This is a genomic window from Mesorhizobium sp. WSM4829, assembly GCF_055811475.1.
Genome location: NZ_JBVVQJ010000048.1, coordinates 1 through 22,564 on the forward strand (window position 1 = coordinate 1; position 22,564 = coordinate 22,564).

Genomic DNA, 22,564 nt, shown 5'->3' on the forward strand with positions numbered 1-22,564 from the left:
AGCGGGACGAGCTTGCCGGCTTCGTCACGGGCGCCGGAACCAACGGCGATGATCTCGCCTTCCTGCGGCTTTTCCTTAGCCGTATCGGGGATGATGATGCCGCCTGAGGTCTTGGATTCGGATTCGACCCGACGAACGACCACGCGGTCATGCAGCGGCCGGAAATTCGACTTTGCCATTTTGGATATCCCTGGTGCGGAGGTTGAAAGGTTCTCCGTTGCCGGAGCGTGGTTAGCACTCGCCAGTGGAGAGTGCTAACGTGGCGCTGGAATAGGCTGTGGGCTCGTACTAGTCAAGACGGACGAGGGGACGGCCGAAGAGCAAAGGATTTGGAATAGGCGCGGAAGCCTCGCCCCCGTTACGGTGCATCCCACTGCGTAAGCGAGCGTTTCGGCCGTAAGCTCTGGGCCAACTTTCGTCTCTGTTTGGAATGTGAAATTATGTGAAATTAATGGCCGAGCAGTCGGCCGGAATCGATGGCCAGCCACACAGTCTTGAGCTCTTTGCAATTCATCATAACCTAAGTGGCATCGCCAAAAGGAGCGCTTATCGCAATCGATGGTCTGCAAATGCCTGCCGAAGCGCCTGGCAATCCTAAAGCAAGGTGCTCGCAATTTGCTTGTTCGGTAGGTTCCGATCAGCAGGTCGAGAGGAATGCTCGTTTTGAGGACGGTGTTTGGGATTTCGTGATCGAGGTGGATTGTTTCCGTGGTGAGGTTTGCGTCGGCGATTAGATAGACAAGATGGCGCGCCCGTCCAGTGCGCCCACCGCGCGAATCTCTCCCTTCACGAATTCCGCCGTGAACGCAGCGCGTTGAGCCGCAACGGCACCGGAAAGCCTTGACGATCATGCCGGGTACTGGCGTGTGCTGCGATGTTGTAGGTGGTCACGCGGGCCTTGACGTCATTGCGACGTTAAATGAGCAGCGGGGACCGGGTGGGGGGCTTGGGGTTAGTCCCCGCTGCTTTGAGCTGCCTTCGCAGGGTGCAGTGGCAGCACAACTAAATAGTGACTGAGCGATGACAGGACCCAGACAGCGGAGCCTTGGGCACCCTGTCAGTCTTACACCGGCTAGTGCCGCCCCCAAGGCCACCCGGGCGCGTGTCTCAAGAGTGCGGCCGGGGACGGGCCTTCAAAGATTGCGACTTCCGTACCCTAGCCTACACTCCGGCCTGACGCGCGTGCCCACCCAATGACGAGTGCCCACCCAATTGACCCCAGCGTCAAGCGACAGGTCATTAGTAGCCGATAAAGATCGCCCCCAAATCGGCCGCTTGGGCTAGCTCGGATAGACAATTCGGGTGAGCGGGTTCAACGGGGTCAAAAGGAGGGGTCGGAATATCAGGGCCAAATTTTCTTACGACCCATCCCGCCGTGCCCCTTCGGTTTCACGACACAGGCCCGGGCGAGACGACCGCCAGACGCCGAGAGGCTGCCCGGTGGCGGTACCTCAGACCGACATGAGCACGCGCTGGCGGGGCTATCCTTGTCCAGCGGTTGGAGTGCGTAGGGCAGACGGTACGGACCACCTGCTTATGTATGACGTGGCGGGGGGAGCGCTAAATGGCTCCGCTTCGCCTGCCGAGCCAAGGTGCTCTTGGAGGCCCCGGTTGCGGCCACGATGTTGTTCCAGGACTGGCCCGCCTTGAGCATCTTCACTATGGCCGCATTGCGCTCCTGGTCCTCAGGCCGCTCCCGGTAGCGCCCTTCCTGCTTGGCCTTCTGGATACCCTGGGCCTGCCGCCGCCGCCTGGATATTGGGACATGCGAACAGCGTGTCGGAGGAGCACCGTGTCGATGTCATCATCGGCATCGACGTAGATGCCGCGCATCAGCTTCACCAGTTTGCCCGTCTCTGCGTGTCTTCTCGATCGTTTCCCCGACCAGATGGAGAGGCATTCTAATTTTTCAGTACTTCAGTACGCGAAAGTACTGCCGAGAAAGCCTTTCTTGGGTCGTCTTCCGAAGCGGAAACGTTGAAGGACAGAGGATCATTGGGCCTATGTGTCCACGCTAGCACGGTGATTCATCCAAAAAAATGCACGACAAGCCCCATCGAACAGGAGATTTGTCGTCAACCTGCCAGCGTATTACGTGATGTTGCTAGCACCGAAGAATTTCAAGCATCAAAGACTTGCCAATGAACAACCTCAAAAAGGTGTGCCACACAATGTCACAGCAGATGAGAATGCGAAGCTTTGGCCGATCGAGGATCGACAGGATTCGACACGACACCCATCTCCTGCCAGCCCATTCCCGTCTACTCGACCTAGGGCTGTCGAGCATGAGCAAGACCGTCCTTGCCTTATGGTCTGTGAACTCCGGCTTTGACCTCGCCGAATGGCTAATGCAGTCAAAAGTGTGCATACCGCGACGGCGACCACATTGTTTTAGTCTTTTCAACAGCCTAACAATCTGACGGTATTCTTGACGGTATTCCTTGGAAAGATGATAAGATTTTATCAATAAAAACAAGAAGTTATAGACATAATTGATCATTGAATGGGAGTGAAGGGGAGTACTGTCGATACCTGAGCGTGGCACGGAAGACTCTCGGCGAACTGCTCCCGTCGATAGTTGCCGATGTCCGCCCGTCTGCTGGTTAGCTTAGTCAGCGAACCTCGCTGCAAGAGAACGAGTCCCGCAAACGACATTGGATAAATTCCACCCCAGATAGCTCCGGGCAGACGAAAAAGATCGAGTCGAGCGCGTCGGCTGATACCGTCTTCCTTGTCTCGGCAATCCACTCGCGGTCCATTCTGCCCCTTAATCAGGCGACGAAACGGACCACGCCGCCATCCACCCGCAGAGCTGCGCCGGTTGTCGCCGAAGCCTGCTCCGAGCATGCGTAGATGATCATGTTTGCCACCTCATCGGTGGTCGCGAAGCGTTGGATGAGGGTGGTCGGACGCATCGCCTTCAGGAAGCCCTGCTCGGCTTCCTCCTGCGTGATCCCGTTTGCGTCCGCCTGCTTCGCCATGAAGTCGCCCAGGATCTCAGAGCGGGTAGGTCCCGGCAGGACGGCGTTGACGGTGACGCCTGTGCCCGCGACCGCCTCGGCAAGTCCGCGCGACACCGCGAGTTGAGCTGTCTTGGTCATGCCGTAGTCAAGCATTTCCTTGGGGATGTTGACTGCGGACTCGCTACTTACAAACACGACGCGGCCCCAGCCTTTCGCCACCATCCGCGGCAGGTAATGACGGGTCACGCGCACGCCACTCATTACGTTCAACTGGAAAAGGCCAAGCCAGTCCTCGTCGGAGATCTTCGCGATGTCCTCGACGCCGCTGTAGCCCCTGATGTGAGCCGTGCCAACGTTGTTCACAAGGATATCGGCGTCCGGCGCCTGCGCGATCAAGGACTCGGCACCCTCCGCTGTCGCGAGATCGGCGGCGATGCCCGAGATCTCGCTTCCGGGAAAGGCGTGTCGCATCTGCCGCACCGCCTCGTCAATCCGGGCTTCTCCACGGCCGTTGATGACGACCGATGCGCCGGCACGGGCCAGTCCCTCCGCGGTAGCACGGCCGATGCCTGCCGTTGACCCCGTAACGATCGCCTTGCGGCCCTTGAGTTCGATATTCATGTTATTTCATCTCCAAATTATAGGTGAACAAGGCGATCGATCCACTGATCCAGGCTGGAAGCGCAGATTGTCGCCCGTCGAGTACCGGCAGCACCCGGACGAAGGCAGCGTTGGGCAGCGTTGAAGCGTGGACAGCGCCAGGACGGGGGCGTCAGCTCGCTTTCTTTGCTGCTTCAGCCTCCGCTGCGCGGGCGAGGCTTTCGACCCACTCCTGGTGATAGCGGTAGAGCGCGCCGGGATGCTTGTGCCCGAGCAAGTCCAGAAACCAGGCTCCCTGTTGCGTCTCCTCGGTCAGGACATGGCAGCCATCGTTGGTCGGCGTGACAACCCAGCCGTGATATGCGCTCGAGCCGGTCTCATCGCCGTCGACTGTCGTCGCCCAAGCGAGCCGGCGCAAGGGCTCGAACTCGGTCACGATAAGGCTCATCGGGAATCCGACGGTGACTCGACTGTACCTGGTTCCCAGCGCCAGTTCCGCCTCACCTGTCAAGATCTTGACCTGATCTTCGGCAGGAAAGTAGCTCAGCCAATTTTCGGCATTGACGAGCAGCTTCCAGACCTTTTCAGGCGGCGCCTTAATGTCGATGTCGTTCAGCGCATAGATGGCCGACGTTCTGGGGTCATACCGCTCAGGCCAGATTACATGATCGTACATGGTTCATTTGTCCTTTTTGAACAGGTCCTGGAAGATCAATGGTGCCCAGCTCTTGTCCCGCGCCTGCACGAGCTGACCGCCTTCCGCGATCTTGCCGAGGTTAACCGGCGCGTAGCCGAGCCGATCGACCAGGGCGGCGACCGTGGCAGTCGTGCTCTCGTCATCGCTCGACAGGAATACTACCGGTCGTCCGCCCGTGATGGCCGGATCTTCAGCCAAGATGCCTGCGGGCAGGTAGTTGAAGCCCTTCACGAACTGAGCGCCGGGAAAGAAGTTAGCGCGCGCGACCAGTTCTCGGCGTCGATCACACGGTCGTAGATCGATTACTGCTCCTTCTTGAACAAATCCTGGAAGATCAGCTGGCCCCAGGTGCGGCCGCGTGCGTGCACCAGCGCGCCACCCTCGTTGAGCTTTCCCAGCTTGACGGGTGCGAACCCGAGTTGTTTGGCCAAGGCCGCCACGGGAACGGTCGCGTCCTCGTCGTCGCTCGACAGAAAGACGACCCGGTGGCCACCCTCGACGATCGGATCGGCAGCCAGGGTGGCCGCAACCAGGTGATTGAACCCTTTCACGAATTTGGCGCCGGTGAACGCCTTCGCGACCAAGGCGGAGGACGGGACACCGTCCAACTCTTCAGGGACTGGAAACGCGTTCATCGCGTCGATGACCGTCTTGCCTTTCCAGCTCGGCAGAGCTTTCGCAACTTCGCGGTGCTCCCCGAACGGGACCGCCAAGATGATTGTGTCGGCCTCGAGCGCATCCCGCAGCGACTTGGCGACGACCGTGGGTCCGATCGCCCGAGCCTGCGGCGCCAACGCCTCGGGCGGCCGGCGGCTCGCGACGGTCACGTTGATGTTTTTACGGGCGAAGGCGTGGGCGAGGGCCTGGCCTATCTTACCGAATCCTACAATAGCATAGCTCATAATACTTCTCCGATCCGTGTTGATTGATTGCCCGGCCTTCAACGGCGCTGGGTTATCCTTTGGCTGCGTGGCGACCCTTCGCGTAGGCGTCCCGTCGTGAACGACTTCCGCGCGGCCGAGCCGAACGTTCAGCGCGGAAGTCGTTCCACCATGGACTCTGCTAATTCCCGCCGATCAGCCACTTGCCGCGATCCGGCGCGATTTCAGATGGCCGAGAAGCCTCCGTCGACAGACAACTCCAGCCCATTCACGAAGCTCGAATCGTCTGAAGCAAGAAACAGCGCGGCCGTGGCAATTTCCTCAGGACGCCCCATCTTGCCCCGCGGGATCAGGGATTCGAACATCTGCTTCGCCTCCTCGGTGAGAACTTGGTCCTGCATCGGTGTGGCGATCGGCCCCGGGTGCAGCACGTTCACCCGGATATTCCTGCCCTTCAGCTCGTTGAGCCACCCGCGTGCGAACGCGTGCAGCGCCGCCTTGCTCGCCGCATACACGCTGTAACCAGGAAAACCTTTCAGCGAAGCAACTGATCCGGTCATGAAGATCGACCCGCCATCGTTGAACAGCGGCAACGCCTTTTGCACCGTGAACAGCGTGCCGCGCGTATTCAGGCCGAAGGTCGCATCGAAATGCTGCTCGGTAATCTCGCCCAGTGGGACGGCTTCGCCGATGCCGGCGCTCGCGTACAGGACGTCGATCTTGCCCTTTTCCCGCTTGACTGTATCGAACAGGCGGTCGAGGTCGTCGAGATTGGACGCGTCGCCGCGCACGCCGGTTACGTTCCGGCCGATCAGCTTGACGGCCTCGTCTAGCGGCTCCTGCCGACGGCCCGTGATGAAAACATAGGCGCCTTCTTCAACGAACCGCTTGGCGCTCGCCAGCGCCATGCCGCTCGATCCACCCGTGATGACTGCAACCTTACCCTCGAGCTTTCCCATGACTTCTCCTTTCGTGGTGTCGGACAGCATCTGCCGCCGAGAACCTCGAAATGGGTCCGCCGGCGTCAGTTGTTGAGTGCGGAAGCGCGCACATCGGTGGTGCGAAATCGATCCGGCTGGACGACTGACGCCACCCGCGACGATCGGTGTCTGCTGTTCGGAGTTGGGCCGCGCTTGTTGGCATAGGCTATGATAACCGGCTGTGTTACCAACAACGAGATGCTGTTCGATGTGTTAGATACGGGCTTTGGAAGGCGCACCCCGCGGTGCGGGATTGCACCATGATCGACTGGGATGACGTTCGCTACTTTCTTGCTGTGGCGCGCGGAGGCTCGGTGCGGGCTGCCGCCGAGCGCCTCGGTGTGAACCACTCGACCGTGCTGCGACGCATAGCCCAACTCGAGGAACGCCTCGGGGTGCACATGTTCGAAAAGCTGCCTTCGGGCTACCGCCTGACGGCAGCAGGCGAGGAGGTCCTCGAGTTCGCGGACCAGATGGAAGCGTCGTCGCACCTGCTGGAGACGCGCGTCTTCGGGCGCGACCAGAGCGCGCGCGGGCTTCTGCGGGTGACCCTGCCACCGTTCCTCGCAACACACCTGCTCATGCCGGACTTCGCCGATTTCGCGCGTCTGCATCCTGACATCGAGATGGAAATCTTGTCGTCCGGCGAGGTGGCAAATCTGACCAACCGAGAGGCGGACGTCGCGATCCGCATCGTCTCCGACCGCAAGACCCTGCCGCTCAATCTTCACGGCCTGATGGGACCGGAGCTGTTCGGCGGCGTCTACATGTCCTGCGAACGACTAGCCGAGTGGCGTGCGGGCGCGCCTGATCCCATCCGGTGGATCGTCGTAAACATTCATGGCATCCCGACTTGGGCCCACGAGGGTGAGGTTCGTACCACAGGGGTTCCGTTCAGGGCCCCGGACGCCGAGGCGCAGATCGTTGCAGCACGGCAAGGGATCGGGATCACGAGACTGCCGTGTTTCGTCGGAGATGCCGACCCCCTGCTGGCGAGGGTGCCGGGCACCGACCCGCACATATACGGAACGCTCTGGCTTCTCACACAGGGGGAGACACGCAAGACGAAGCGCGTGCGGCTCTTCACCGAGTTCGTATCCCGCAGGCTCGCCGCGTACGCTCCGCTTCTCGCAGGGCTATCCATATCGCGAGACTGACACCCGGGGCGCTGAGCCGCAATGGGCGCCCAGCTGCGACCATGCGTTCAGCGACCTTCGCGAGCGATCGCCCTGGGGAAACGGCCCACTCGGCGAAAAGCCAAATCATTGCAGTCGGCTGTTGTGGCGCAGCACCAGGCCGACTGCACCGAGCAGTGCATCGTTCTGCGTGTGCTTGCCAATGATTATCCGCGTCCGCAGGGCGGGCGCGATATCGCGGGACTTGATGAGCGTGTGGCGTTCATATGACGTGATCAGCGGTGCCAGGAGAATGTCGCCTGCCAACGCCATGCGGCCACCGATGATGATGAGCGGCGGATTGATCACCGAGCCGATCAGACCAAGACCGCGGCCGGCGAAGTCCGCGGTGTCCTCGATCATCCGTAGCGCCCCGACGTCGCCCTGTTCAGCCATCATTATCACCTCGTCCATCGTCACCGGCCGCCGCACGATGCGCGAAATCTGCTCCAGCGGCTGGGCAAAACTCGCATAGAGCTCCAGGCATCCGCGATTACCGCACCGGCAAAGATCGCCGCCGGGATCGATGCTGATATGCCCGAATTCGCCGGCGCCGCCGGCGATGCCCGTCACCAGCCGGCCATGCTGGACTATGGCCCCGCCGACGCCGAGATCGATCTTGAACAGGACGAAATCGTCTTGGCCGACGGCCGCGCCCCACATCAGCTCGGCAATGGCCGAGCAGTTGCTCTCGTTGTCGGCGAAAATCGGCTGTTCGAGAACCGGCCCGAACACATCGCGGATGTTGACCCCGGCCCAGGTCGGAACAATACTCGCACGCTGCACCACGCCTTCGCGGCTGACAGGGCCCGAGACGGAAACCCCAACCCCCAGGAGCCCCGCCATCGGCAGACCGTTCTCTACGTAGCATTGGGCAATTGCTGACTTGGCGAGCTCGGCCGCCTGTTGTGGCTGGTAGTCCAGGCCCATGGGAAGAATTTGTTCGGCAATGACAGAATGCGAGACGTCGGCGATGAGGCACCGCATCTCATCGAGGCCTAGGTGGATCCCGACGCAGGTGCCCGCAGCGGGATTGAGCGTCAAGGTCGCGGCAGGCCTGCCAATGCCCCTGGTCCCGTCGTGGTGGGCCGAGGATTCGATCACCATTCCGGATTTTTTCAAGCCGTTGAGCGCCGTTGAGACCGTCGATCGCGCCAAGCCGGTGATATGCGCGATTTGCGAGGCAGAAAGCACGCCGCGCTCACGCAGGCAGCGCACGATCAGGCTCTCCGGTGATGCGGAGGGCCTGTCGATCAGCCAGTTTCTAAGCGAAGGTTTGTTCATGATGAGCACAAAGGACGTTGACTGATAGCTCAAATATGTCATCTTGGAAAGAACGGAGATACTGCATCCCCGTCTGCGACGACCTCAAATTGTCTGCGACGAGCTCAAAACTGCGTCCACAAGCGGTCGATACGAACCGTGCATCACCTATGGGAGTGAAACGATGGAATATCTGAGGACGGCCGTTGCGGCCGCTACGGCGTACACCCTTGTTGCGGGAGCCGCGTTCGCTGAGCCCAAGACCAACCTGTTGCATCAATGGGCGTCCGGATCGGACGCCCAGGCTATTGCCAAGCTCGGTGAGATGTTTACCGCCAAGGGTGGCGCCTGGCAGCAGACCTCCATCGCCGGCCACACGGCCAACACGCTGGCGAAACTGCGCGCCGACGTGATCGCCGGCAATGCGCCCCCCGCGGTGCAGCTCAAGGGACCCGAGATCGCCGAATGGAACGAGACCGGCATGACCGCCAATCTCGACGAACTGGCGACGGCGGAAAACTGGGAAAAGGTCGTCGCTCCCGAATTGCTGCCGGTGATGAAGCCGACCGGCAGCTGGGTGGCGGCGCCGATGAATATCCATCGCATCAACTGGCTGTGGGCATCGCCGAAGGTCATGCAGGAAGCAGGCGTCGCCGAGGTGCCGAAGACATGGGCAGACTTCAACGCCGCCTGCGACAAGGTCGTGGCATCGGGCAAGATCTGCATCTCGCACTCGACCGCCGACTGGACCGATTCGACGGTGTTCGAGGTCGTCGTCTACGGAATGGATCTCGATCTCTTCAAGAAGGCCTTCGTCGAGGGTGACGTCGAGGCGATGCGCAGCGACGGCATGGTCAAGGCCTTCGAACAGTTCCGCACCATGACGACGAAATATATGGACCCCGGCATGAACGGGCGCGACTGGGATAGCATGTCGCATCTGGTCGGCCGCGGCGAGGCCGCCTTCCACATCATGGGCGACTGGACGCTCGGCCTGCTCACGGCCGGCGGCTTCAAGGAGGGCACCGACTATGTCTGCGCCCAGGCGCCGACTGATTGGGGCAAGCCGGGCTTCATCCTGAATTCCGACTCGGTCGTGTTCTTCCAGCAGAAGGATCCGGAATACGTCGAGGGGCAGAAACTGCTCGCCAGCACCATCCTGTCGCCCGAGTTCCAGACGGTTTTCAATCAGACCAAGGGCTCGATCCCGGCCCGTCTCGACGTCGATCTTTCGAACGGCTTCAATCCCTGCCAGCAGCTCTCCCAGAAGGATCTGCAGGCGTCGATCGATGGCGGCACCCTTGTCCGGTCGATGGCGCATAACATGACGATCCCGCAGAAGGTGCGCGGCGCGATCATGGATACCGTCACCGAATTCGTGGCGACGCCGGACATGACCGCTCAGGACGCAGCCAGCGCGATGGCCGATGCGGCCGAAGCGCAGATGTGAAGACGCTGCCGATGATGTCGCGCGTCGCCCGGCCCCGACTTCGCCGGAGCAGAAGATGTCAACGCGTGACCTGACCGTACCGGTTGCGGCTACCGCAACCCCGTGGCGACAGCGCCTGGGCACGATGGTGCCCATTCTGGTGCTGGCGCCGTCGCTTGCGGCGAGTTTCATCTACGTCTTCGTCTTCACGCTCTGGACGCTCTATCTCTCGCTCTCCAGTTCGTCGCTGATGCCGACCTATGGGTTCGTCGGTCTGGACAATTACGCTTCGCTCTGGGCGAACCGGCGCTGGAACATCGCCTACACAAACCTTTTTCTGTTCAGCGGCTTCTATATCGTCGGCTCGATGGCCATCGGACTGCTTCTGGCGATCCTGATCGACCAGCGCGTTCGCGGCGAGGCGGTCTGGCGCACCATCTTCCTCTATCCGCTGGCAGTCTCCTTCATCGTCACCGGCACGGTGTGGAGTTGGCTCTATAATCCCGTCGACGGCATCCAGGCCTTCGTGCGGGGGCTCGGCTGGACCGACTTCAGCTTCGCCCTGACGGCCAACCGCAACACCGCAATCTATGCGGTGGTCATAACCGGTATCTGGCAGTCGTCCGGCTTCGCAATGGCGCTTTTCCTGGCTGGCCTGCGATCGGTCGATCCGGATCTCATCAAAGCAGCGCAGATCGACGGTGCGTCGGTTTCCCGAACCTATCGGAAGGTCATCCTGCCGACGATCGCCCCGATTTTTCTGGCGGTGGCCGTCATCCAGATCCAGTTCGCCATCAAGACCTTCGACCTGGTGGCGGCGTTGACGCGGGGTGGGCCAGGTGTGTCGACCACCTTCCCGGCGATCTATGTCTACGACCTGATGTTCCAGCGCGGGCAGATCGGCGAGGGTGCCGCCGCGGCGATGATGATGCTCGCGGCCCTCGCGGTTGTGCTGGTGCCCTATTCCTTGTGGATCGTTTGGCGCAGGCGGGCGGAGGGCCGTAATGGCTGAAATCGCCGCCGACGCCCGGCATGATCCCGAAGCGGCCGCGGCTACGCGGCGATATTTCTGGGGTCGCTTCCTTGTCTATGCGGTGCTGACGCTTTTCGCCGTCATCTACCTTGCACCGCTGCTGGTCGTCGTCTTCAACTCGTTGCGGGAGCAGTCCGACATTGCCCGCAACGGCCTCATCTCGCTGCCGCGCAGCTTCCGCCTCGACGCGTGGGCGCAGGCTTGGGGCACTTATTGCGTCAGCGGCACCTGCGAAGGCATGAAGCGCAATTTCTTCAATTCGCTCTGGATGACGATCCCAGCAACGCTCATCTCCACGCTCCTCGGCGCCATGAACGGCTATGTGCTGTCGAAATGGCGTTTCAAGGGCTCGGAAATTCTGTTCAATCTGATGCTGCTCGGCGTCTTCATGCCAGGCCAGATCTCGCTGATGCCGTGGGCGTTCCTGCTCGGCAAGCTCGGCCTGACCAATTCGACATACGGGCTGGTACTAATACACGTCGTCCAGGGCATCTCGTTCACCACCCTGTTCTGCCGCAACTTCTACGTCAGCATACCGGACGACCTTATCAAGGCGGCACGCATCGACGGCGCCGGCTTCTGGCGGATTTTTCGCAAGATCATCCTGCCGCTGTCGCCGCCGATTTTGATCGTCACCGTCATCTGGCAATTCACCGGTATCTGGAACGAGTATCTGTTCGGCGTCGTCTTCACTTCCGGCCAGCAGCAGCCGATTACGGCGGCATTGGTCGCGCTCACTGCTGGCGGCACGACCGCCCGCGCTTACGATGTGATGAGCGCAGCCGTGCTGATCGGCGCGCTGCCGCCGCTGCTGATCTACCTGTTCGGTGGAAAATACTTCGTGCGCGGCCTGACACAGGGCGCCATCAAATGAGGCATCGCCCATGTCCGCGCTGATGATCCGCGACCTTCACAAGAGCTATGGCGGGCTCGAGATTCTGGCCGGCATCAATCTCGAGGCGCGAACCGGGGAGTTTGTCGCCCTCGTCGGCCCGTCGGGATGCGGCAAGTCAACCTTGCTCGCCATGATCGCCGGCCTGGAAACCGTCACCTCGGGCGAGATCTGGATCGGCGACCGGCTGGTGAACTCCGTGCCGCCCAAGGACCGCGACATAGCGATGGTGTTCCAGTCCTATGCCCTCTATCCGACCATGACGGTGCGCCAGAACATCACCTTCGGCATGGAGAGCCGGGGCGTGCCCAAGGCGGAGCAGGCGGAAGCCGTAAAGCGGGTTGCCGCACTGCTGCAGATCGAGCAGCTGCTCAACCGCAAGCCCGGGCAATTGTCGGGTGGCCAGCGGCAGCGCGTTGCTATGGGGCGCGCCCTGGTACGCGACCCAAAATTGTTTTTGTTCGACGAGCCGCTGTCCAATCTCGACGCCAAGCTGCGCGTCGACATGCGCACGGAAATCAAGAAGCTGCACCATCGCGTCGGCAAGACGACGGTGTACGTCACCCACGATCAGGTCGAGGCGATGACGCTTGCGTCCCGCATTGCGGTGATGAACCAGGGCTCGGTGCAGCAGTTCGACACGCCGAAGCGGATCTATGACCGGCCGACCAACATGTTCGTGGCCGGTTTCATGGGATCGCCGGCGATGAATTTCATCCCCGCCCGGCTTGCGGGATCGACTAGCATCTCGGTACGCGCCGCTGACGGCAGCGACGCCACTCTTGCCCTTGCCATGCCGCTGTCCGCCGGTGCGCCAAAGGACGTGGTGCTCGGTGTTCGGCCCGAACACATCTACCGCTTCACGACGGACCTGAAGTCGCGCAAACCTGCTGTGCAGCCCTTGCAGGCACCGGTAGAACTGGTCGAACCGACCGGCGCCGAGACGCTTGCCGTCCTCAGGCTAGGCGACCTGGAGATCACCGGCCGTTTCGAGCCGGATGACGCTCCCGTCATGGGCGAGACGATAACGCTCGGCATCGACATGTCGCGCGCCTGTCTGTTCGATCCAGCAACCAGGGCGCTTCTGTGATCTGATGTCCGTGCAATTCGCGAGTTACCCGAGCTTGACCGATCGCGTCGTGCTGATCTCCGGCGGCGCCTCCGGGATCGGCGCCGATATGGTTCGCGCTTTCGTGGCGAATGGCGCCCGCGTATGCTTTCTCGATGTGCAGGATGGACCCGCGGAGGCGCTGGTGCGCAAGCTCGGTGGCGTCGCCAAACAGGCCCCCCTGTACCTCCATTGCGATGTGACGGACGTTGATGCGCTGCAGGCTTCGGTAGAAGACGTGCGCGCTAAGCTCGGTCCGGTCGCCGTTCTGGTGAACAACGCTGCCGATGATCAGCGCCAACCCGTTGACGCGGTGACAGCCGAATATTGGGACCGCAGCTTCGACGTCAATCTCCGGCATCACTTCTTCGCTGCGCAGGCGGTGCATCCGCATATGAAGGAACTCGGCTTCGGCTCGATCATAAACTTCTCTTCCATCGCCTGGCGTTTCGGCGCGGACCAAATGGTGGCCTATGCCACCGCCAAGGGGGCTGTGGTGGCGCTGACGCGCGCATTGGCGCGGTCGTTCGGATCCGACAACATCCGCGTCAATGCAGTCGAACCCGGCGCCGTCATCACCGAGCGGCAGCGCCAGCTGTGGTTCAGGACCCAGGACGCAATCGACCAGACGGTGCAACGGCAATTGATCCGCCGCGTCCTGCTGGGCGAAGAGATTGCGCGGACCGTGCTCTTCCTTGCCGCCGATGACAGCCGCATGATCACGAAGCAGTCCATCGCCGTCGATGCCGGTCTGCGCTGATGCGATCGCTTCCAAATCCTTCAACGGAACTGCCAAGCTGATGTTTCGTCTCGGCCTCAACCCATACGGACTGACCTACACTCTCGGCCTACAGGGACGCGGCACGCCGCGGCATAATCCGGACGGGACGGGGCTGGGAGGCTTCATAGCGCTTGCGCAGGAACTGGGCGCACGCACGCTCGAGATCTACGAACCATGGCTGACCGACTTGCCGGACGCCGAAATCGTCGAGCTGCGCAGGCGTCTGGCCGCGCTCGACATCGTCCCGGTGGTCAGTGGCGGACTTCTGGTGGCCGGTCCGTTGGACAGCGCGTTTCGGGCGGCGCGCCTGCTCGAGGCGACAACGATCCGTATCGCACTGACCCCCGTCCTGTGCGGCGACCGCAACCTATGGGGCCCGAAATGGAGCGAGTTCGACGCGACGATCCGCGCTGCCTTGACGGAATGGGGGCCGCGTGCGGCGGCTGAGGGCCGGGTGCTCGGCATCGAAAACCATCAGGACTTCGGCAGCGACGAACTGGTCGCGTTCTGCGAACTCGGTGGGCCGGGCGTCGGCATCACCTACGACACCGGCAACACCTTCCCTGTCGGCGAGGCGCCGCTTGCCTTCACGCGGCGCATCGCACCGCACGTCCGCCATGTCCACCTCAAGGACTATCGCGTGCAGTTCACCGATGAGGGCTATCGTCTGGTCCGCTGCGCGATCGGCGACGGCGCCGTGCCCTTCGCCGGACTGGCAGCCATCCTCGCCGAGCATCACGACACGCTGACCGCCGTGCTCGAGCCGGGCGCGCTGGAAGCCCGCCACGTTCGCTGTCTCAGCGACGACTGGTGGAACGGGTATGCGCCGAAGACTGCGCGCGAGTTCGCCGCCTGCCTGAGTGCTGCGCGCGTAAACCGCCTTGCTGACGACGCCGACTACCGGACGCCGTGGGAGCGCGACGATGACGGCGCGCTGGTTTCGTATGAGCTCGACATGATCCGGCGAAGCGCCGCCAACATGAAGAAGTTCGATTTCATTGCAATGGAGAAATCAGCATGACTGCCCGAGAACTCAGCGGCCTGACCGCCTTCGTGACCGGCTCGGGACGCGGCCTTGGTCGCGTCATGGCCGAACGCCTGGCCGAACTTGGCGCAAACGTCGCGATCCACGATCTCGATTGGACCCGGCCATCGCAGTATGGCGAATTCGCGGACCTCGGCGAATCCGCCAGGGGTTTGGAAAAGCATGGGACACGGGTAACCGCGGTTACGGGCAACATCGGTGACAGGCAAGCCGTTGCCGAAATGAAGAGGAAGATCGAAGCGGAGCTCGGCGATGTGCACGTTCTGGTCAACTGCGCCGGCGGCGATATCGGCGCCAAGGGGGTAAAGCCCAGTCCCAACAACGCGCTCGACATCGACTATGAAGACATCAAGGTGCTGACCGAGAACAATCTCATCGGCACGATGCTGGTCTGCCAGGCGTTCATTCCGCCCATGGTCAAACGCGGCTCAGGCTCGGTGATCAACATTGCCTCAGCGGCAGCGCATATCGGATGCTCGCCGGAGGTGGTCTACTCCACGCTCAAGGCGGCCGTCGTGCATTATACGCGTTGCCTCGCCAAGGAACTGATCGACGATGGCGTGCGCATCAATGCGGTGAGCCCCGGCGCCACCAAGACGGCACGGTTCCAGGCGAGCCGCGTCGTCGATCCGGAGCGCATGGATTCGACCAAGAAATCGCTGAACCGCTATGCCGAGCCTGAAGAGATCGCCGAGGCGGTGGCCTTCCTCGCCGGTCCGCGCGCGCGTTTCATCAACGGGCAGGTCATTCGCGTCGATGGCGGCTTCACCATCTTCCCAGGTTGAATCGCGACACGTTCACATGGCGAATTGTTGGGCTGAGCACACCCCAATGAGCAGGGCCGCGACGGCCCATTTGCCGACCTTACTTCGTTGATGAGTTGCGACGTGCTCGCAGAGCTCAGGAATCGACGGTGAAGTTCGGCAACACGTCGATTCTCTTGGCGACACGCTGACGTTACAGCCCGCCTGTATGCACCCACGCAATGGCTCAGATTTGTCTGGGTCGGTCTACTCGGCGCCCTGAGAAGGCGAAGATTCCGGATCGAGGCGCTTGGGCCACCGTGCGCCTGGGCAGAGCGAAACGGTCCGGTCTATAAGCTCAGAGGCGCTACATTAGAAGTTGGGGGAACAGATGAGGGAAGAGAACGACATTCAGAAGTTGGTGCGCACGCTGCGTGCTCGAGCACCTGACGACGCGGCTGAATTGCTAGCCCGAGAGTCTCCCGAGTTAATCCGCGACGCACTAAAGTTGTTACCGGATAGGCACGCCCATAAGGTGGCGGAGTATTTGCCATCGCAAAGGAGGCCCATCAAATATCATACCGACGGCAAGGATCTCGCGATCCCCGAGGCCATCGTTGAGCTGATGGATCCGATCCCCGCCAGCGTTGCTGTCGGGACGACGGTAGCCGCCGCTGTCGAGGCCGTCAGGCGCGCGCAGGTGCCGACCGAGTTGACTTACCTCTACATCACGGACGAGGGCGATAGACTGGTTGGCCTAGTGGTCTTGCGCGATCTGATGCTGAGCGGGGCCGACGCGACGGTGGATCAGATTATGCTGGCAAGTCCGTTCGCCCTTCACGTCGATATGCCTTTGAGCGAAGCCTGCAAGGCGGCGGTACGCCGTCACTACCCAGTCTATCCCGTGGTGGACGCGGAGAACCGGCTGCTCGGGCAGGTTCGCGGCTGGCGGCTGTTCGAGCAGCAAATCATCGAGATTTCTGCCCAGCCTGGCCAGATGGTGGGTGTCCAGAAGGAGGAGCGTTCTTTCACTCCGCTGTTTTCAGCCTTCTTGAAACGTCATCCGTGGCTGCAGCTCAACCTGCTGACGGCCTTCATAGCCGCTTTCGTGGTCGGCTCGTTCACAGGCACGATCGAGAAGATCGTCGCGTTGGCGGCGTTCCTCCCGGTGTTGGCCGGACAGAGCGGAAACACCGGCTGTCAGGCGCTGGCTATCACGCTGCGTGGCCTCGCCTTAGGGGATGTGGACAAACGACCGAAGCTGCACTTGGTGCTGAGGGAGGGAGCGCTCGGGATCGCCAACGGCTTGCTCGTCGGTCTGGTGGCGGCTGCGGCCATGTGGTTCTACGCTTCACGGCAGCCGGAGTCGGCATCCCAGGCGCCCATGCTGGCGCTTGTGATCCTGCTCGCCATGTCCGGATCGTGCCTCATGTCCGGGATCTCCGGCGTGCTGATCCCGTTGGGCCTGCGGCGGGTCGGCGCCGATCCGGCCGTGGCTTCCGCGATCTTCCTCACGACGGTGACCGATATTGTAGGCATGGGCTTGATGCTGGGACTGGCCACCATGCTTGTGCTGTAGGCACGCTCGACGGACGTGATCGCGGACGAGGACGTTGTTGCCTATGAAGTGACCTCGTCGGCGTTCAACAAGATAACAAAGGCTAAGCCGCACATCGCGCAGGCCGTCCTGAGAAGCATCGCCCGCCAGCTCTCCGAGCGCTTGCGCACCGCGGCGGAAGACCTTCGGATGAGCTCCATGTGACCCTGATGCGTCGTGCGGCGACCAGATACGTGGAGAATCGCGCAAACAATATTGATCTTGTCGGCTGCGCAATCCACCGCTGATTATGATTTTGATTAGTTGCCGTTTGTAGCGAATACTTGCTGGAAGCCAAGCAACGCTGAGAAGATGTTTGACCAACCAGCGTAGGCGAAATGCGAATGAACGCGATAGTTTGTTGCGCAGCTGCAACAGCTGCTGAAGACTCGGAGGTTTCCTGACAGTTCTGTCGCTTTTTTTCGTGCAGGCGTGCTAGATCCGCTGCACTAGTCGGGTTGGGGTGGGTTCTCGGCATGCATTCCTCGTTTTCAATGATCCTCGGCTTCGCCGCGGCGCTGCTTTGTACCGGCATATTGCCGGCCGGCGCACAAGGTCTCTATCCGGCCTATGACGATGCGTTTTCGGCCCGCATTGCCAATCCGACCGACAACGGAGCGCTAGCTCAATTCGTCACAGTTGCCGTCAACGCAGGGCAGTACGATCAGGCGATCTCGTCGATCGAGCAGTATCTCATCAAACATCCTCGCGATGCGCGCGCCCGGCTCTCGGCCAGCCGGTTGTATTATCATGTCGGCTCCTATGAATTGGCCCGGCGGCAGGCGCAGTACGGCCTCGAGGTCGGGGACCTGTCCGCGGATGAGCAGCAGGAAGCCGTTCGCCTGCTCGCCCGCATCGAGCGCGCGTTACGTGGCGTCACTTGGGAAATCGCTCTGACTGGCGGCATGTTCAGCGCATCCACCGATTTTGAGCCGGGCGGGGCCGAAGACGACCGCACCTTGGTCTCGCCCTATGGGCGGGCGGAAGGCTTTATCCGATGGGATCTCGGGACGCCAAGTGCTGATGCACTTGTCCTCTCGGGCTCGCTGGCAGCGACAGAGCGCTTTTTCACCAAAGACCTGTCGGTTCCCGGTGTCGAGGAGACTTTTATCCACGGGAACGCTGCCATTACCTTCGACAAGGGACTGCCCAACAGCGGGATCGATTCGCTACGGCTGCTACTTTCCGCGTTCGCCGTCACAGATCGCTTCGACAGCGACGTTCACGAGACCGGCGTCGGTCTAAGTGGGCGCTTCCTCGTGCGCCCCACCGTCGAGACGACGCTTTTTGCAGGTGCCGGCTACATCGATCTAAGCAGCTCGAAAGGCATCTTCGCCGATAGCAGGGTTTTCTATGAGGCAGGCGGCAGCTACCGCTTCCGCAATGGCCAGGCGCTCGGACTGCGCCTAGTCGGCTCGACTGACTTCGCCTCCGGAGCTGGCGAAATCGGCCGCAGCTACATGGGAGAGGTCCGCTACGGCGGCGTGGTGATGGAAGTACCGGACCTTTTCGCATGGTCTCACCAGGTCGCCGTCTCGGCCGGCCACAGCGACACTCCCGACTTGTCCGTCGGCATCGGCACGAACATCCAGAGCGACTTCTGGCGCATTGCCTCGGAAAGCGATTTTCAGCTCACTGAATGGCAGAAGGTCAGTGTCGATCTCGCCTATCGTGAAACCGACTTCGAGATCGCCAGCGGCGACCGAGATTCATTCGAATTGCTCGTGAGCTACACGTTGACACTCAACTGAAAGAGGCCGCGATGAGGACCCTGTATCGTCAGATAGCCACTTGTATCGCCTGCCTTGCCTTTGCGGCACCATCTGGCGCTGAAACGGTTGGGTCCATGACGGCCTACCAGACCAACATCATCCGCAATCACGGCGAGGCGATGAACGTCGGCGCTGGCGTCGAACTCGGCGACCAGCTGCGCAGCAATATCACCGGTCTCGGAATGCTCGTGTTCCGGGACGAGTCGAGCGCCAAGATTGGTCCGAACACCAGCCTGACGATCGATGAATTCGTCTACAATCCGGGGTCCCGATCAGGAAAGATCGACATCAGGATGAACAGCGGCCTGGCCCGTTTCTACGGCGGCCAGGTTTCGAAAGGCGGCGACATGCAAGTTGCGACGCCACACATGGTGCTCGGAGCCAGAGGTGGCATCATTGAGGTGCTTGTGATTGCTGGTCAGACCGTCGGCATACTGCGCGCCGGCCGCATGACCTGCATGATGAATGGTCGCAAGCTCGTGATCACAAACCCGGGCCACGCCTGCACGTCGGACAATGACAAACTGCTGACCGGCTACGGCGGTATCGACGCGTTCCCGATTTTGGACAGCATCGATCGAATAGCCGGCACCGGCCTGCCAGGCGAACCGGGTCCGGGGCTGAACGTAAGCGCGATTTGTGCGTCAGCACTCGGCAATTCGCTCAAAGCCTGCAAGTCCACCGACGGCGCATTGCCCGGCGTGGCCATGGAGTTCCCTGACAGCCCAACGCCCCCTGTAGGCAGTGGGGTGGATGATGAGGATGATGACTGCTTTCCCGACTGCCGGTAAGGCTGGCCGAGCGGCATGAGCCCCTCGCTTGATTGGCGGCGGGCTGCCAGGCGGAAAATACCAGGTCTTGCGGTCGTACTCTTGCTGCTCGCTTGCCATTTTGCTTTCGACGGGCCGCTGTCGCGCCTGCGCGAGCGCACGTACGACCTCTACCAGTCCCTCGCCCCGCGCCAGGCGACGGGCAATCCTGTTGTCATTGTCTCGATAGACGACGCGAGCCTTAAGGCACATGGGCGATGGCCTTGGAACCGTGGCCTTTTGGCCGATCTGGTCGATGGTGTCGCCGAGTCCGGTGCCGCGGTGATCGGGCTTGCGCTGGTGCTGCCCGAGGCTGATACCTCTCCTGATGGCATCGCTGGAGACAAGCGCCTCGCCAGTGCACTGGCGAAAAATCGAACGGCGCTCGCCGTCAGCCTGGGCAACGAGGTGACGGTTTCAGAAGCAGAGCCCAAAGCCGGCTGGTCGATCGTCGGGCAGGTACCCGAGACGCTTCCTGGCTTCACCGGTCTGACAGGCTCCCTTCCTGATTTCTCGAGCGCCGCTGCAGGCCTCGGCGTAATTCGCACTTTGCCCGATCCCGACGGCGTACTACGCCATGTGCCGCTGCTCTGGCTCCGAAATACGGCTCAAGGCGTGCAGCTCTGGCCGTCGTTCGCGCTCGAACTCCTGCGCCTCTACGCCGGAGAGAACGGCTACGTAGCTCGGATGAATGTCGCCGGGTTTGACGCGCTCAGGATGGCCGGGACCATTGTGCCACTTGAGCCGCAGGGCAGCATCCGCCTTTGGGAAACCGACACCAACACGCCGCGCATATCTGCCACTAATATCCTTTCGGGTCGCGGCGATCCGCTGCTGCGGAACGCAATCGCCATTGTTGATCTGTCAGCCGTGGGATTGACGCAGTATCTGCCCACCCCGGCGCGTCCGGCGCGACCAGGCGTCGACATCCACGCAGATGCAATCGGCCAGATGCTTGCCGCGCGTTATCTTGTAGAGCCAACGCAAGCGCGTACGCTGGAGCGGATGTGGTTGGCCCTCAGTGGCATCGTTTTCATCGGACTTTCGGGAGTTCTCGCCCAGCGTGTCATGCTTGGCGCCCTCGCTCTGGCGCTCCTGGCTGCCACTCCCTTCGTGTTTGGCGCTCTCGAATACAGCCTGCAGGGTGCGCTCTATGACCCACTGCAGCCGGCGCTTGCGACAATCCTCGTAGCTGGCTTCGAAGGCTATGCCCTCTACAGGCGCAGCGAGCAGCGCCGGTCCACCCTGGCGCGGCAGTTTTCCCAATATCTGTCGCCCTCTGTGGTGCAGCGCCTGGCAAATTCGGATACCGAAGCGATCCTGTCCGGAGAGAAGCGCGAGATCACAATCCTGCTGAGTGATATACGCGGCTTCACGGCGATGAGCGAACAACTCGATGCCCAGGAAATCGGAAAGGTGGTCAATCACTTCCTCGGCCTTGCGACCGATGAGATACTCAAGCGCGACGGGACCATCGATAAGTTCATGGGCGATGCCGTGCTAGCTTTCTGGAACGCGCCGCTTGATCAGCCAGATCATCGCGAGCGCGCGCTCGAAGCCGGGCTCGCCCTGATCGAACGGGTGAAGCGCGAAAACGCCGCGCTCACCGCGCGCGGGCACCCCCCTATCGAAATCGGCGTCGCCATCGAGACTGGCATCTGCTCCGTCGGGAATTTCGGCTCCGAACGGCGCTTCGATTACACCGCGATCGGCTCGCCGGTGAACCGCACGGCACGGCTCGAGTCAACGACCAAAAAGCTGAGCATCCCCCTGGTGCTTGGTCCCGGATTTGCCCAAGGAGCATCGATGCCGGTTGTCCAGGCGGGTGCCTTCGAACTCCAAGGCTTCAAGGGTGAGGTGCCGGTTTTCACCGTTCCGGAGATACACCCCTCGTCGCAATCTGCCGAGGCAGTGTGATGCTTGGCACCAGTTCAACTCGCTATGTCATTGGCAGCCGGCGAGCGGAAGCCAAGGGCGGCGGAAATACGATGGGCGGCCCGGGCCACCATGTCGCCCAGTTCGCTTATACGCTCTTCCGGCACCCGGTTTTCCGGGGCAGCGATGTTCAGCGCCGCGATTATCTTACCCGGCGCCACGAACACCGGTGCGGTGATCGAAATCAGATCGTCGTTGATCTCGCCGCGACTGACGAAAAACTTCGCCTTGCGGATTTGCTCGAGCCCGCCCCTAAGAAGCCGAGGATCGGTCACCGTTTTCTTGGTGAAGCGCTTCAACGAGCCGGAAAGAATGGCCTCGCGCTCCTCATCACCCATATGGGCCAGGAACGCCTTGCTCGAACCGGCATGTAGCGGACGCCGCCGGCCGACAATCGCATTGACGCGAAGGTCCCGCTTCGGCTCCCATTTGGCGACGCAAAGGCTTTCCTGGTCATCGCGGATCCGCAACTGGGTGGTTTCGCCGATCTTCTGACCGAGTTCTTCCAGAACAGGGTTTGCTATGCGGATCAGGTCCATCTGTTCGCTGGCGGCGTGGCCCAGCATCAATGCAGCGAGGCCGAGGCGATAGCCTTTTCCATCCGATGATCGCGCCAGCAAGCCGCGCCGCACCAGCGTCTGCAAAAGCCGGAAAGCGCGCGCCTTGCTGTCGCCGGAACGCCGCGCGATTTCGGAAACGCCAAGATCTGCCTCGCCGGCCACAGTCTGCAACAACCTGATCGCGCGATCGACGGAATCGACCGTGTACCGGGTATCTGCTTGATCGGTCATTTCTCACTTCCTCGCCAAAGCGTCTCGTGCAGGAGGTTAAACGAGAAAATTTGTATCGTCTAGTGAAACA

The 22,564-nt window shown here is 61.5% G+C and carries 21 protein-coding genes and 1 pseudogene; 14 read left to right on the forward strand and 8 right to left on the reverse strand.

The annotated features are described in order from the left end of the window. The 6 genes and pseudogenes from AC0L17_RS30275 to AC0L17_RS30300 all read right to left on the reverse strand — a co-directional run. A partial coding sequence (locus AC0L17_RS30275) for a co-chaperone GroES (RefSeq protein WP_473518486.1) occupies window positions 1-179 on the reverse strand: 179 nt, incomplete at its 3' end. A 2,592-nt stretch (window positions 180-2,771) separates the two neighbouring features. Beyond that, window positions 2,772-3,584: an SDR family NAD(P)-dependent oxidoreductase gene (locus tag AC0L17_RS30280; protein WP_473518459.1), complete on the reverse strand. Its 813-nt coding sequence runs from the start codon at window positions 3,582-3,584 to the stop codon at window positions 2,772-2,774. Between the two features lie 151 nt (window positions 3,585-3,735). Then, complete coding sequence (locus AC0L17_RS30285) at window positions 3,736-4,239, reverse strand: SRPBCC domain-containing protein (RefSeq protein WP_473518460.1); 504 nt, start codon at window positions 4,237-4,239, stop codon at window positions 3,736-3,738. A 3-nt stretch (window positions 4,240-4,242) separates the two neighbouring features. Continuing rightward, window positions 4,243-4,518, reverse strand: a pseudogene (locus tag AC0L17_RS30290) (NAD(P)-binding domain-containing protein); the annotation flags it as partial. Window positions 4,519-4,562: 44 nt separating this feature from the next. After that, window positions 4,563-5,162, reverse strand: a complete 600-nt coding sequence (locus AC0L17_RS30295; RefSeq protein ID WP_473518461.1) for an NADPH-dependent F420 reductase — start codon at window positions 5,160-5,162, stop codon at window positions 4,563-4,565. 203 nt (window positions 5,163-5,365) lie between these two features. Further along, a complete protein-coding gene (locus AC0L17_RS30300; RefSeq protein WP_473518462.1) occupies window positions 5,366-6,100 on the reverse strand; it encodes an SDR family NAD(P)-dependent oxidoreductase in 735 nt (244 codons plus the stop codon). A 281-nt stretch (window positions 6,101-6,381) separates the two neighbouring features. On the opposite strand from AC0L17_RS30300, the gene AC0L17_RS30305 reads away from it, so the two are divergent. Continuing rightward, on the forward strand, window positions 6,382-7,278 hold the full coding sequence (locus AC0L17_RS30305) for a LysR family transcriptional regulator (protein WP_473518463.1): 897 nt from the start codon (window positions 6,382-6,384) through the stop codon (window positions 7,276-7,278). Window positions 7,279-7,383: 105 nt separating this feature from the next. Here AC0L17_RS30305 and AC0L17_RS30310 read toward each other — a convergent pair whose 3' ends face one another. Beyond that, window positions 7,384-8,472 carry an ROK family protein gene (locus AC0L17_RS30310; protein WP_473518487.1) on the reverse strand — a complete coding sequence of 363 codons (1,089 nt, stop codon included), beginning with the start codon at window positions 8,470-8,472 and terminating at the stop codon, window positions 7,384-7,386. Between AC0L17_RS30310 and AC0L17_RS30315 the strand changes: the two genes are divergently transcribed. The 13 genes from AC0L17_RS30315 (at window position 8,360) to AC0L17_RS30375 (ending at window position 21,685) form a co-directional block, all read left to right on the forward strand. Continuing rightward, window positions 8,360-8,605: a hypothetical protein gene (locus AC0L17_RS30315; RefSeq protein WP_473518488.1), complete on the forward strand. Its 246-nt coding sequence runs from the start codon at window positions 8,360-8,362 to the stop codon at window positions 8,603-8,605. The two genes, AC0L17_RS30310 and AC0L17_RS30315, sit on opposite strands and share 113 nt — an antisense overlap. Before the next feature lie 138 nt (window positions 8,606-8,743). Continuing rightward, a complete protein-coding gene (locus AC0L17_RS30320; protein ID WP_473518464.1) occupies window positions 8,744-10,009 on the forward strand; it encodes an ABC transporter substrate-binding protein in 1,266 nt (421 codons plus the stop codon). Window positions 10,010-10,064: 55 nt separating this feature from the next. Further along, window positions 10,065-11,000, forward strand: coding sequence for a carbohydrate ABC transporter permease (locus AC0L17_RS30325; RefSeq protein ID WP_473512454.1), 936 nt, complete (start codon window positions 10,065-10,067; stop codon window positions 10,998-11,000). Then, entirely contained in the window at window positions 10,993-11,895 is a 903-nt protein-coding gene (locus tag AC0L17_RS30330) for a carbohydrate ABC transporter permease (RefSeq protein WP_091597411.1), read from the forward strand. Before AC0L17_RS30325 ends, AC0L17_RS30330 begins: the two co-directional genes overlap by 8 nt. 10 nt (window positions 11,896-11,905) lie before the next feature. Then, window positions 11,906-13,003: an ABC transporter ATP-binding protein gene (locus AC0L17_RS30335; RefSeq protein WP_473518465.1), complete on the forward strand. Its 1,098-nt coding sequence runs from the start codon at window positions 11,906-11,908 to the stop codon at window positions 13,001-13,003. 34 nt (window positions 13,004-13,037) lie between these two features. After that, window positions 13,038-13,781, forward strand: coding sequence for an SDR family NAD(P)-dependent oxidoreductase (locus tag AC0L17_RS30340; RefSeq protein WP_473518466.1), 744 nt, complete (start codon window positions 13,038-13,040; stop codon window positions 13,779-13,781). Window positions 13,782-13,821: 40 nt separating this feature from the next. Next, window positions 13,822-14,823 carry a sugar phosphate isomerase/epimerase family protein gene (locus AC0L17_RS30345; RefSeq protein WP_473518467.1) on the forward strand — a complete coding sequence of 334 codons (1,002 nt, stop codon included), beginning with the start codon at window positions 13,822-13,824 and terminating at the stop codon, window positions 14,821-14,823. Next, window positions 14,820-15,632, forward strand: a complete 813-nt coding sequence (locus tag AC0L17_RS30350) for an SDR family NAD(P)-dependent oxidoreductase (protein ID WP_473518468.1) — start codon at window positions 14,820-14,822, stop codon at window positions 15,630-15,632. The genes AC0L17_RS30345 and AC0L17_RS30350 overlap by 4 nt, the downstream gene beginning before the upstream one ends. A 349-nt stretch (window positions 15,633-15,981) precedes the next feature. After that, window positions 15,982-17,169, forward strand: coding sequence for a magnesium transporter (locus AC0L17_RS30355; protein WP_473518469.1), 1,188 nt, complete (start codon window positions 15,982-15,984; stop codon window positions 17,167-17,169). A gap of 15 nt (window positions 17,170-17,184) precedes the next feature. Further along, window positions 17,185-17,352 (forward strand): hypothetical protein, encoded by a 168-nt coding sequence (locus AC0L17_RS30360; RefSeq protein ID WP_473512461.1) that lies wholly within the window; start codon window positions 17,185-17,187, stop codon window positions 17,350-17,352. A 329-nt stretch (window positions 17,353-17,681) separates the two neighbouring features. After that, window positions 17,682-18,938, forward strand: coding sequence for a tetratricopeptide repeat protein (locus AC0L17_RS30365; protein WP_473518470.1), 1,257 nt, complete (start codon window positions 17,682-17,684; stop codon window positions 18,936-18,938). A gap of 95 nt (window positions 18,939-19,033) precedes the next feature. Continuing rightward, window positions 19,034-19,750 carry a FecR domain-containing protein gene (locus AC0L17_RS30370; protein WP_027152473.1) on the forward strand — a complete coding sequence of 239 codons (717 nt, stop codon included), beginning with the start codon at window positions 19,034-19,036 and terminating at the stop codon, window positions 19,748-19,750. A 15-nt stretch (window positions 19,751-19,765) separates the two neighbouring features. After that, a complete protein-coding gene (locus tag AC0L17_RS30375) occupies window positions 19,766-21,685 on the forward strand; it encodes a CHASE2 domain-containing protein (RefSeq protein ID WP_473518471.1) in 1,920 nt (639 codons plus the stop codon). A 14-nt stretch (window positions 21,686-21,699) separates the two neighbouring features. Here the strand turns inward: AC0L17_RS30375 and AC0L17_RS30380 are convergent, their stop codons facing one another. Beyond that, the gene (locus AC0L17_RS30380) at window positions 21,700-22,494 is read right to left on the reverse strand and encodes an IclR family transcriptional regulator (protein WP_473518472.1); all 795 of its coding nucleotides are present in this window, start codon (window positions 22,492-22,494) and stop codon (window positions 21,700-21,702) included. Window positions 22,495-22,564 lie beyond the last annotated feature (70 nt).

Coding starts and splice junctions, on each gene's coding strand:
- AC0L17_RS30380 (WP_473518472.1), bottom strand. CDS start 22,494: ATGACCGATCAAGCAGATACCCGGTACACGGTCGATTCCGTCGATCGC.
- AC0L17_RS30375 (WP_473518471.1), top strand. CDS start 19,766: ATGAGCCCCTCGCTTGATTGGCGGCGGGCTGCCAGGCGGAAAATACCA.
- AC0L17_RS30355 (WP_473518469.1), top strand. CDS start 15,982: ATGAGGGAAGAGAACGACATTCAGAAGTTGGTGCGCACGCTGCGTGCT.
- AC0L17_RS30365 (WP_473518470.1), top strand. CDS start 17,682: ATGATCCTCGGCTTCGCCGCGGCGCTGCTTTGTACCGGCATATTGCCG.
- AC0L17_RS30305 (WP_473518463.1), top strand. CDS start 6,382: ATGATCGACTGGGATGACGTTCGCTACTTTCTTGCTGTGGCGCGCGGA.
- AC0L17_RS30345 (WP_473518467.1), top strand. CDS start 13,822: ATGTTTCGTCTCGGCCTCAACCCATACGGACTGACCTACACTCTCGGC.
- AC0L17_RS30335 (WP_473518465.1), top strand. CDS start 11,906: ATGTCCGCGCTGATGATCCGCGACCTTCACAAGAGCTATGGCGGGCTC.
- AC0L17_RS30300 (WP_473518462.1), bottom strand. CDS start 6,100: ATGGGAAAGCTCGAGGGTAAGGTTGCAGTCATCACGGGTGGATCGAGC.
- AC0L17_RS30350 (WP_473518468.1), top strand. CDS start 14,820: ATGACTGCCCGAGAACTCAGCGGCCTGACCGCCTTCGTGACCGGCTCG.
- AC0L17_RS30370 (WP_027152473.1), top strand. CDS start 19,034: ATGACGGCCTACCAGACCAACATCATCCGCAATCACGGCGAGGCGATG.
- AC0L17_RS30285 (WP_473518460.1), bottom strand. CDS start 4,239: ATGTACGATCATGTAATCTGGCCTGAGCGGTATGACCCCAGAACGTCG.
- AC0L17_RS30330 (WP_091597411.1), top strand. CDS start 10,993: ATGGCTGAAATCGCCGCCGACGCCCGGCATGATCCCGAAGCGGCCGCG.
- AC0L17_RS30315 (WP_473518488.1), top strand. CDS start 8,360: ATGCCCCTGGTCCCGTCGTGGTGGGCCGAGGATTCGATCACCATTCCG.
- AC0L17_RS30320 (WP_473518464.1), top strand. CDS start 8,744: ATGGAATATCTGAGGACGGCCGTTGCGGCCGCTACGGCGTACACCCTT.
- AC0L17_RS30325 (WP_473512454.1), top strand. CDS start 10,065: ATGTCAACGCGTGACCTGACCGTACCGGTTGCGGCTACCGCAACCCCG.
- AC0L17_RS30295 (WP_473518461.1), bottom strand. CDS start 5,162: ATGAGCTATGCTATTGTAGGATTCGGTAAGATAGGCCAGGCCCTCGCC.
- AC0L17_RS30280 (WP_473518459.1), bottom strand. CDS start 3,584: ATGAATATCGAACTCAAGGGCCGCAAGGCGATCGTTACGGGGTCAACG.